The organism is Rhizobium sp. FY34, from assembly GCF_005222845.1.
Taxonomy (GTDB): Bacteria; Pseudomonadota; Alphaproteobacteria; order Rhizobiales; family Rhizobiaceae; genus Neorhizobium.
This window is the reverse complement of sequence record NZ_STFZ01000003.1, coordinates 1-8601: the sequence shown is the minus strand read 5'-3', so window position 1 is coordinate 8601 and position 8601 is coordinate 1. Positions and strand designations below refer to the sequence as shown.

The window sequence follows — 8601 nt, the reverse complement described above, 5'->3', positions numbered from 1 at the left end:
CGCCCATTGGGCGTCTGTCAGTACAAAACGATCCATCCAAAGCGTGAATCACATTCGCGCTGATTTGTGAATCCCCACAGACCCTAGCTCGCCGGTCGATGAAAGGCCCCTCAAGCGATCAAGCCTACCCGTCGCGCCGCCACAACCTTGTAAAGCCGGTCGCCAGTGTGGCGATATTCCTCAAAGGCAGAGAAGACCAGCGAATGGTCGTGTTCATCATTGGAGGCGACAGCCGCCGCAGCAATATCCTGATCCCCAGGCAGCGGCAGATTGCGCCATGCTTCCAGAGCCTCCACAGATGGAAGTGGCGGCATGCCGATCTTGGTGTAGAGCGCCAAGACAACCTCCCAGAAATGGACGGCCAGACGCTGTGGCTCATCCAGATGCGGGCTGACCAGCCGCAGCCAATGACATCCGGTCACCGCGTGTAGTGCCTCGAAGCTCATCGTTGCGGCATAAAGTGCAAGCGCCCCGTGCCTCATCCGATAGAGGCTATCGGGGCGGGCGACAATCTGCCCCAGACGATCCTGAAACGCTGGAATGGTACCCATGGCCTCGATCCATCTCCATAAGAGATGCGTCGGTGCTTCTATATTTTGCAATTCAGGTTCTAAAGCCATTGCGGCGAGATGCGCGACCGGATCCGTCACATGCGCGATACGATCCTTCGGAATGCCGTCATAGGCGAGGTAGGTCGCCGCCCAATAGCCAAGTGCAGCGGCCACCTCTGCATCGTCATTGCGCAGCAGCGCATAGGCCAGCCGCATAAGGCCATGGGTGGCCGATGCCGCAACACCCGGAGAAAGCACGGGCAGATAGCGGCGCACGGCAGCGGGACCGCCCGTTTTCCTAACAATTCCTTCAAAGAATAGTCGAAGATCGCTTTCACGCTCCCGATGGCCAAGCGCCTCAATCCAGGTTGCCTCGCCCAGAGTGGCGACAGGCGTCGGCGGAAAAGGAACGGCATGCACGCGCGTGTAATGTTCGGCATAGTCCTCAAGCCGGGCCGGAGATGCGCCAAGCCGGCCCATAGCCTCCAGAACCATCGGCAGATGGTTTGCCAGATCAACCGGAAATTCGCCGCTGTATCGACCGACGCCGGCAATCAGGGTACGAAGGCAACTCTCGGTGCGCGCGTCGGGATATGGCCCCCCAGCCAATTGCGCCGTCATTGCTTGTGGCATGGTCATATCCTGTCATATGAAAAGCTCTAAAATCATCCATCCGATCTGTTCCTTTCCGATGGATATAAACAAGATCGAACATATAAGTACAATTTGCAACCTTTATCATGATCGGCATTCGTGATAGCTGATTGGGAAGTCCGGCCACTTCCCGGAGTGCGCATCAAACATCGACGAAGGACCACATGACGGAAACGGTCTTTGCAAATGCCCGGCTCGGGAGTGGCCAGTTGTGCGACATCACGGTGAGCGCTGGTCGCATCCAGGCGATGACACCTCATGACGGCCACGTGAAGATGCGGCCTGATACCATAACGGATCTTAGCGGACGATTGGTCCTGCCGGGTTTTACAGAGGGTCATGTCCATCTCGATACCAGCTTTTACGGTGGCCCATGGATCAGTCATAAGCCTTGTACTGCAGGTTTCGACGTGCATGAACGCGTTACCTTCCAGCACGACAACATGGCTGTCGCCGAACCGATGGAAGTTCGTGCCCGCAAGCAGCTTGAACTTTGCATTGCCAACGGAACAACGTCCCTGCGCAGTCACGTGATGGTGGATGGCTCGGTAGGCCTGCGGTCGCTGGAAACGATTCTCCGGGTGCGCGAAACCTTTCGGGATCTCATCGACGTGCAGCTGGTCGCCTTTCCACAAAGCGGCATTCTGAAGAGCGCCGGAACCCCTGGCTTGCTCGATGAGGCCCTGCATATGGGAGCAGATCTCATCGGCGGTCTTGATCCGGGAAGCTTCGATCGCGATGTGGATGGTCATCTGGATGTCGTGTTCGGCCTTGCCCAGACACATGGTGCCGCTATCGACATTCATCTGCATGACGGCGGGTCGCTCGGAATTTTTACCCTCGAGGAGATCTGTAGTCGCACGGTGTCGCTTGGAATGCAGGGGCATGTCGCGGTTAGCCACGCCTATGCCTTGGGTGATGTAGGCCCGGATGAAGCTCGCCGAGCCGGAGAACGGCTGGCACGAAGCGGCGTCTCGATCATGACCAACGCGCCCGGTGCAGTCAATTTCCCCCCCGTCGCGCTGTTGCGCGCCGAGGGCGTGACGGTCTTCGGTGGCAGTGACAATATCCGGGATTCCTGGTGGCCTTACGGCGATGGCGATATGCTGGGGCGGGCCATGATGATTGGCTATCGTTCAGGCTTCTATACCGACGCAGAGCTTGAAATGGCGTTTGACGTGGTCACATCGGCTGGAGCCCGCGCCCTGAACCTTGATGGCTATGGGCTTGCTGTCGGCTGCCGCGCAGACTTTGTCGTGCTGGATGCAGCACATGTCGCCGAAGCGGTTGTCTCTCACCCGCGCGATCGGTGCGTTTACAAGTCGGGACGGCTCGTTGCGCGCAATGGCCGTCTCTGCTGAGGCGCCGTCTATCTCCATCCAGCTATCGGGAACGACAGCCGCTGTTGCTTTCAGGCGGAAAGCACAGTCAATTGGCGACGATGACTTCCACACCGGCCTTCTTCAACGCACTATCAAGTGGACCCGTCGGTGCCTCGTCGCAAATCAGGGTGTTGAACTCTCCGAGACCGGCGACCAGCACGAGCGACATGCGATCGAACTTCGTCGAATCGCACAGCACAATTTTGCGCGAAGCGCGTGTGAGATAGACACGCTTCATATCTGTTTCCTCGAATGAATAATCGAAAACACCATCCGAGGTGAGCCCCGATACACCGACGAAAGCGATATCGAACCACAGCATCTCGAACTGGCCGACAGCAGAAGGCCCGCTGGTCGACATTTCTTCGCCGCGTATCCTGCCGCCTGCAAGATAGGTCTCCACGCCTCTGCCGGACAGTTGAGCGGCGCTACGAATGCTATTTGTAAAAATCTTGGCCTGAGCGCGCGGGGCGAGTGCTTCGGCGACAAAATAGGTAGTTGTTCCGACATCCAGCGCGATGCTGCGAGCGCCATTTGCCAGTTCTGCCGCAGCCACAGCAATCCGCCGCTTGAGAGCAACGTTGCGTGCCAGGCGAGCGTCGAAGGCCGGCTCCTCCCCGTCAAAGGCAACGGTCGCGGCCATTGTGGGCGCCCTATCTGGCTTGACAGCTCCGCCATGAGTGCGGATCAGCCTGCCGTCTTTTTCAAGTTCGACAAGATCGCGCCTGACCGTCATCTCCGAGACGGCCAACTGCTGGGCGAGATCGCTGACCGTAACGGACCCGACACGACTGATTTCGCCGACAATCGCCGCCTGCCTCACCTGCGCCAGGAATTTAGGACGTTCGTTCAGCTTCGATACGGACTGCTCGCTTGTCATCTGGCCTCTGTCTCGTTCTGGCTCTGATCAGTCTCCTGTGCATCTCAGGACCACTGCTGCAAACATGGTATGTTCGAATCAAACATACAATAGCATTTCAGGGTACGCCGGAGCTTGCCTGGATGTACAGGTGCACATTTCTCACGCCTGTGGGGAAAGCACATGTTCAGTGACGAAAAACTCGCGCAGGAGAGAGAGATTGTCGATGATACGCGCCGGCACGTATTCGTCGATTTCCGCATGGCCAGTGTTTTCAGCGGTTTTGAGGAACAGGGTGAAAAGACCAGCTGTATGCGCCGAGCGAACGCCCGTATTGCTGTCTTCAACCGCGACAACGGTTTCTGGCGCAAGATTGAGCCGCTCAACAGCCATGCGGTAGGGAACAGGCGAAGGCTTTCCCTCGCTGACGTCATCCAGGCTGATGGAAAAGTCGATACAGGATGTGATAGCGAGCGCATCAAGATTGGCATCCACGATCGCTCGGCATGAATTGGAAACGCACACCTGGGGTATTCCCAGACGATGCAGGTGGCGGACAACCTCCACTGCGCCGGGGATGGCAACGAGGGAACTGCGATCCGCGACATAGTGGCGGTTGATCGCCTCGATCCAATCTGCCTCCTGCAGTGTTGGCGGCAGCCTGTCGCGCAGAATGAGCCAGACATCGCCCATATGGATTCCCCGAAACGCCATGTCGGGTAGATCGCGAAGATCCGTACCGAATTCCAGCGATGCCGCCACCAGTGCGCGATGGTGGAGAGGTTCGCTGTCAACAAGCGTGCCATCTATATCCCAAGCGACGGCTAAAAACCGTGACCGGCTCATTCAGAACGTTTCCAACCCGGCGCAAGGCGCTCATAAAGCTCGCGGTAACGGTGATAACCGGCCTCATAAGTGGCAACATTTTCGCCGTTTGGCTGCAGAATGTCGGAGAAGGTGACGAAACGGGTCACGCTACGCCAGTCACTTTCCAAACCAACGCCGATCGCGGCAGCCCAAGCGGCGCCGATGCAGGAACCGGGATGGCCGGAAAGACGCTGCAGCGGCGCATTGAGCACATCCGCAACGATCTGCATCCAGACCGTGCTTTGAGATCCCCCGTCCGATACAATGAAGCGCTTCGGTTCATGCCCCATATCAACCAATACATCGATATGATGACGGATCGCGTAAGCATAGGATTCAAGCAGGGCCCGCCACATATGGCTGATGTCGTGGGACAGCGTCAGGCCCTCGATCACACCTCGCGCCGCCGGATCATGAATGGGCGTTTTCTCGCCAAGCAGATAGGGCAGGATTGTCAGGCCGTCGGCGCCGGCTGGCTTGCGGCTGGCAAGCGCATCAAGATGCTGATGAATGCTGTGCCCGTTCGCCAGGGCCGTCGCGCGCTCGCCGCCGGCAAAGGTTTCCGCAAACCAGTTCAGCGCCGATCCTCCGGTCGACATGCAACCGTTCGGCATGTAGAGCCCAGGCACGAGGTGGTAGTCGAGAAAAAGCCGTGGATCCGGTTTGACGATGTCGGTCGCTGTCAGGATGTCCACCGCGCCGCCGAATTTCAAAAGCACGTCGCCCGCATCGGTCACGCCCGCGCCGAGGGCAGAGGCAATCATGTCGGCCGCACCGCCGACAACCGGTGTACCGATCGCGAGCCCGGTCTCGGCCGATCCGCGAGCATCCACATGCCCCATGATTTCCGAGGACGCACGCTTCGGCGGCACAACGCTCCGATCGACGTGAGCCAGATGGACGAGTTCATCGTCGATGGCATTGGTCGCGACATTGACGAAGCCGGCCTCCAATGCCCAGTTCTGCTCGACGGCCCGTATGCCGGTCAGGCGGTAATTGATGTAGTCGTAGGAACCCAACACGGTTGCTACCTGGGCAAATACATCCGGCTCGTTCTTTTCAATCCAGCGGAGCTTGGCAGTCACGAGCTGCTGGTTGATACCGTTGCCTGCTCTTTTGAGAAAATCGGCTTCATCCCATTCAGCCCGCAACTCTTCGACTTCGGCGCCGCAACGACCGTCACTCTGCTGAATGCTTGGGCGAAGGACGATACCTTCACTGTCGAGAAGAACGACCGCAGGCAGCATGCCCGTCACCCCGATGGCGGCGATATCAGACGCGGCAAAACCGGAATTCGTCAGCAGCTCCTCAGTGATGGCGCAGACATTCGCCCACCAATCCTGGGGATTCTCCTCGGCCCAGCCAGCCTGGGGCGAGGAAAGCGTCACGGGCCGGGACGCCGTGGCAAGGATCCGATCCGGCAGATCGACGAGAATCCCGATGGTCGATGTCGTGCCGATATCCAGCCCAATGACCGCTGTCATGGTAATTTCCCGTATTAACGCAGCGATTCCACGACATCCATGAACCGCTTGACGCGGTTGGCGTCAACAGCATTCCATGTATTGCCGTCAACCTTGAAATGGGTGCCGATCACACAGCCCTGCGCCATGGAGAAAATGTCGCGGATATTGTCGATGTTGACGCCAGTATTGGCAAAGACAGGCACATCCTTGACGGCCTCGCAAACCTCGCGCAGGTCCGATTGGTTTGCGGGCTGTCCCGTGATGGGACCGGAAACCAGGATGGCGTCGGCAATCGAGGAAAACACTGCGCTCTTGGCGCGCAAAGCGATCGGGCGCTGATCGAGCGAATGAGCGAACTCGGCGTTGATGTTGAATAGCATTTTCATGTCGCTACGGCCGAGATTGGCGCGAAGACGGGCAGCGCTGGCGCAATCGGGCTGCCAGAGCCCCATGTCGGATGCGAACAAGCCGGTGAAGATCTCGCGCACGAAACTTGCACCCGTCACTGCGCCGATTGCGACGCTCGCCAGAGGATCCCAGAGATAGTTCACGCCGAAAGGCACTTTCAGAAGAGGCTTGGTGGCCTGCACGATAGCGGTCATTGCCGCGATGCTTTCAGGCGACCCCTTGAACACGTAAGGGCGATCGTTCTCGTTTCCGAACATGATGGCGTCGACACCGCCGGCCTGAAGCTTCTCGACGTCGGAGGCAACGTCATCGATCAGCTTCTGCAGTCCACCATCGACGTTGTAAAGCGGCGAACCGGGTAGGGCACCGATATGGGCCATGGCGATGACGGCCTTCTTGCGATCTCCAAAACACTCAAAAACCATCACTAAATCCTTCGGCGACGCCATGTTGTGCCGCCCGATTATCGAGAGCGGCTTCTGTTCATTGCCTGGAGCACTCCTTGAGACGCGGGAGGCTTAGGCATTGACCCGCCAGCGTTTTTCATCCGCGCCTAGCCAGTCATCCACCGGAACATAAACAACCAAACGAACCTAATCAAACAAAAAAAACATTTGATGGGTTAGATTTTGTTTGATACGTTTTGAAGAATTGATAATATGGAGCAACCATGCAACAGCCCGTTTTCCCCGAGCTTGAGGGGCGTCGCGCATTTCTGACCGGTGGCGCTACCGGCATCGGTTTTGCTATAGCAAAGGCGCTCTCGGCGCAGGGCGTGACCATCGCGATCGCCGATATTGACGCTGCAGCCGCAGACCGCGCGGCACAATTGATCGGCCGTGGTTCGGTGGCTGTGGAAATCGATGTTCGTCATCGCGCGTCCGTCGAAACCGCGTTCACCAAGGCGCTTTCATTGATCGGAGGCTGCGAGATCGTCATTGCCAATGCTGGTGTTTCGACAATGCAGAAAGCGCTGGAATTGACCGATGACGAATGGGATTTCAACTTTGACGTCAACACGCGCGGCATTTTTCTAACCAATCAGATTGCCGGTCGCCATCTGGTTGCGCAGGGAAGCGGATGCATTGTCAACACGGCATCCCTTGCCGCAAAAGTCGGCGCGCCGCTGCTGGCACATTATTCAGCCAGCAAGTTTGCTGTCCTGGGATGGACGCAAGCTTTCGCGCGCGAACTGGCTCCGACAGGCATACGCGTGAATGCGGTGTGTCCGGGTTTTGTCAAGACCGGCATGCAGAGCCGGGAGATCGAATGGGAGGCTAATCTACGCGGCATCAGCGCCGAACAGGTGTTCAGCGAGTATGTCGGGCAGACACCATTGGGGCGCATCGAGACCCCGGAGGATGTTGCCGACGTGGTGGTCTTCCTATGCTCGAACAGCGCCCGCTTTATGACCGGTCAAGGCATAAACGTGACAGGCGGCGTCTACATGACCTGACAGGCGTCGGGACTATGGGGGCTTGATTAGCAGGTTTGAGGTTTGGGAATAGCTCAACAGCGAAGAGGATATGATTGAATATCTGGCGCGGGCCATCGCCGACGAAAATCCTGATGTGCTCATTGCGACGTTGGGACATGTTACAAAGGTGTGCGAAGTGTCGTCTCACGTTGCGTGGTCCTGGCCAACGGCCTGGGATGAATTGAGCAAGCACCGGGCGCATCTTGTGATCTCAACTGTGGGCGGGGACAGTCCAAAACATCGAGCCGTGGTTCTTCAGCGCCTGCTTTCCGCCATTCTCTCCGCATCGCCATCGGCTATTGACGTCAACTATGTTTCGTCAGGGACGCTGTTGCCAGCGAAACTGGCCTTTCCGATATAGAATGTACCCAGCTAAACTATTTGCGTGATAATCTAATTTATGGAACATATTGGCGGTTTGCGCCGGTTAAATTGTCACGATCGGCTGGCAAAGTGACAGGTCGAGGAATTCCTATAAAATAAGACCTGAATCGGATGCCTACACAACAGCAGGCGGTTGCAGCTGTATGCAGCAAGCGGTTCACGGTCCTTGACAACCCAGTCATTGGAAACGGTAGCCAAGCTGTCGCGCCATTTCAGCATATTAATCTACTAGTCCATAGAAAAAGAATAACCAGTCTTTCTCTTCGTTGGAAGGGATCGCTATCTTGACCATGACAATTGCCAATCATGCGAACGAGGGATCCATGACCGCGACCACGCACCGAGACTGCCTCAGAAGCTGACCTCATCCTACCCGTCACAAGATAACATCAGCCGCCAGCGCATCGGCACCGGCCGCAGTGCTCTCGCCCATGGCCTTCTCATTGACAATCAGCATCACCTGAATGTCAATCGGCGCGGAAAGTTGACCCCATATCGGCGTCCAATGTTGCCCCCCATGTTGACGATCAGCACCTGGATCGCCCGGCGCTGG

Annotated in this window: 8 protein-coding genes; 3 read left to right on the top strand and 5 right to left on the bottom strand. The window is 57.4% G+C overall.

What is annotated here, in order from left to right:
- Window positions 1–110: 110 nt before the first annotated feature.
- The gene (locus E8M77_RS01885) at window positions 111–1184 is read right to left on the bottom strand and encodes a questin oxidase family protein (RefSeq protein WP_246659084.1); all 1074 of its coding nucleotides are present in this window, start codon (window positions 1182–1184) and stop codon (window positions 111–113) included.
- Between the two features lie 185 nt (window positions 1185–1369).
- On the opposite strand from E8M77_RS01885, the gene E8M77_RS01880 reads away from it, so the two are divergent.
- Window positions 1370–2566, top strand: a complete 1197-nt coding sequence (locus tag E8M77_RS01880; RefSeq protein WP_137128925.1) for an amidohydrolase family protein — start codon at window positions 1370–1372, stop codon at window positions 2564–2566.
- A 67-nt stretch (window positions 2567–2633) separates the two neighbouring features.
- On the opposite strand, the gene E8M77_RS01875 is transcribed toward E8M77_RS01880, so the two are convergent.
- The 4 genes from E8M77_RS01875 to E8M77_RS01860 form a co-directional block, all read right to left on the bottom strand.
- Window positions 2634–3467 carry a DeoR/GlpR family DNA-binding transcription regulator gene (locus E8M77_RS01875; protein ID WP_137128924.1) on the bottom strand — a complete coding sequence of 278 codons (834 nt, stop codon included), beginning with the start codon at window positions 3465–3467 and terminating at the stop codon, window positions 2634–2636.
- Window positions 3468–3608: 141 nt separating this feature from the next.
- The gene (locus E8M77_RS01870) at window positions 3609–4292 is read right to left on the bottom strand and encodes an HAD family phosphatase (RefSeq protein ID WP_137128923.1); all 684 of its coding nucleotides are present in this window, start codon (window positions 4290–4292) and stop codon (window positions 3609–3611) included.
- Window positions 4289–5797 (bottom strand): FGGY-family carbohydrate kinase, encoded by a 1509-nt coding sequence (locus E8M77_RS01865; RefSeq protein ID WP_137128922.1) that lies wholly within the window; start codon window positions 5795–5797, stop codon window positions 4289–4291. Before E8M77_RS01865 ends, E8M77_RS01870 begins: the two co-directional genes overlap by 4 nt.
- A gap of 14 nt (window positions 5798–5811) precedes the next feature.
- Window positions 5812–6612 carry a BtpA/SgcQ family protein gene (locus E8M77_RS01860; protein ID WP_137128921.1) on the bottom strand — a complete coding sequence of 267 codons (801 nt, stop codon included), beginning with the start codon at window positions 6610–6612 and terminating at the stop codon, window positions 5812–5814.
- Window positions 6613–6857: 245 nt separating this feature from the next.
- Here E8M77_RS01860 and E8M77_RS01855 point away from each other — a divergent pair, with 245 nt between their 5' ends.
- A complete protein-coding gene (locus E8M77_RS01855; RefSeq protein WP_137128920.1) occupies window positions 6858–7643 on the top strand; it encodes an SDR family NAD(P)-dependent oxidoreductase in 786 nt (261 codons plus the stop codon).
- A gap of 70 nt (window positions 7644–7713) precedes the next feature.
- Entirely contained in the window at window positions 7714–8025 is a 312-nt protein-coding gene (locus E8M77_RS01850; RefSeq protein WP_137128919.1) for a hypothetical protein, read from the top strand.
- The last annotated feature ends 576 nt before the right edge of the window (window positions 8026–8601 follow it).

Bases quoted from the DNA above. Each gene is read 5' to 3' on its own strand.
- E8M77_RS01885 (WP_246659084.1), bottom strand. From the start codon at position 1,184: ATGCCACAAGCAATGACGGCGCAATTGGCTGGGGGGCCATATCCCGAC.
- E8M77_RS01880 (WP_137128925.1), top strand. From the start codon at position 1,370: ATGACGGAAACGGTCTTTGCAAATGCCCGGCTCGGGAGTGGCCAGTTG.
- E8M77_RS01875 (WP_137128924.1), bottom strand. From the start codon at position 3,467: ATGACAAGCGAGCAGTCCGTATCGAAGCTGAACGAACGTCCTAAATTC.
- E8M77_RS01870 (WP_137128923.1), bottom strand. From the start codon at position 4,292: ATGAGCCGGTCACGGTTTTTAGCCGTCGCTTGGGATATAGATGGCACG.
- E8M77_RS01865 (WP_137128922.1), bottom strand. From the start codon at position 5,797: ATGACAGCGGTCATTGGGCTGGATATCGGCACGACATCGACCATCGGG.
- E8M77_RS01860 (WP_137128921.1), bottom strand. From the start codon at position 6,612: ATGGTTTTTGAGTGTTTTGGAGATCGCAAGAAGGCCGTCATCGCCATG.
- E8M77_RS01855 (WP_137128920.1), top strand. From the start codon at position 6,858: ATGCAACAGCCCGTTTTCCCCGAGCTTGAGGGGCGTCGCGCATTTCTG.
- E8M77_RS01850 (WP_137128919.1), top strand. From the start codon at position 7,714: ATGATTGAATATCTGGCGCGGGCCATCGCCGACGAAAATCCTGATGTG.